This is a genomic window from Mesorhizobium sp. WSM4848, from assembly GCF_055811375.1.
The window spans coordinates 1-1034 of sequence record NZ_JBVVPX010000103.1 but is presented as its reverse complement, the minus strand read 5'-3'; the positions used below and the strand labels follow the sequence as shown (position 1 = coordinate 1034).

1 protein-coding gene is annotated in these 1034 nt (G+C 56.3%); it reads left to right on the top strand.

Going from position 1 to position 1034, the window contains the following annotated elements:
- Positions 1-400: 400 nt before the first annotated feature.
- Positions 401-844, top strand: coding sequence for a hypothetical protein (locus tag AC0L16_RS33455; RefSeq protein WP_077379126.1), 444 nt, complete (start codon positions 401-403; stop codon positions 842-844).
- Positions 845-1034: the final 190 nt, after the last annotated feature.

Sequence of the window (1034 nt, the reverse complement as noted above, 5' to 3'; positions counted from 1 at the left end):
TGCGGATTGCTCTGGCTTGCCTTTGCGCCAGATCGGCGCGATGCTGCCCTTGGGAGTTGTCAAAGGAGAGATCTCCAGCAGCACACCGCTACCAGGAGGTAAGCGATGGGTCCTATGGAAAAGCCGCCTTATGTGGCGACAGAGATTCATGTCGGAACGGTCACGGACAAGATCGGCAATCTCGGAATCCTCTCAATCCAGACGACAGAAGGCCGCCTGGATGTTGCAACCGCCAGGCAGCGGAGGCGATCGTCAACGCCATTAGCGCAATTCGGAGGAAGCTTGCATCGAACCAAAGCTAGTGGCCTAGTCGTTCAACATTCTGCCGGTAAAAGCTTTCTAGTGACTTCCGCTTTTGCGGTTGGAGGGGCATCAACTGAAACCGCTTTGGAGATTCCTGATGCACCTCGTCATAGCAGCACTGAGATGGCGGTCCAATCGTTCGAAGGCAGCACTGCTCCTGGGATCGGCACTTTTCGCCGCTAGCGCATCCGTAGCATGGGCCGATGCTCTTGAGGTTTTGCAAGGCGTCTGGGTCCGGGAACGCACCGACTGCACGAGGGTGTTCGAGAAGATCCAGGGGAAAGTCCGCTTCAAGGACCGTACCTATGCGTCCGAGGACGGTTTCATCATTACCGGCAACAAGGGAAAGGGCCCGGTTGGGGGCACCTGCACGATCTCGCAAGTCAACGAGGAGAACGACCGCTTCTCCGCCCTATTAACCTGTGCGGACGCTGTTGTATCCCGGAAGTTTTCATGGTCATTCCGCATCATCGACGCAACCCACTTTGAGCGCTTTGATGCGATGGTTGGTGCCATTAAATACAAGAAATGCGCGTTCTGACTAAAGCGTTGAACAAGCCTGCCCGACACCCACTCATGGAACCGAGTCTAGGCTCATCCGATTTTAGGGCTAGAGGAACCGAGCACAGCCGTTTTGCTAAGTTAGCAGCGATGCTTGAGCGGCCTACAGTCTTCCCAGCCGGCGAACCTACCCCGTTTGCTGGTTAGGCCCGGCGGCCGGCTGTTGGTCA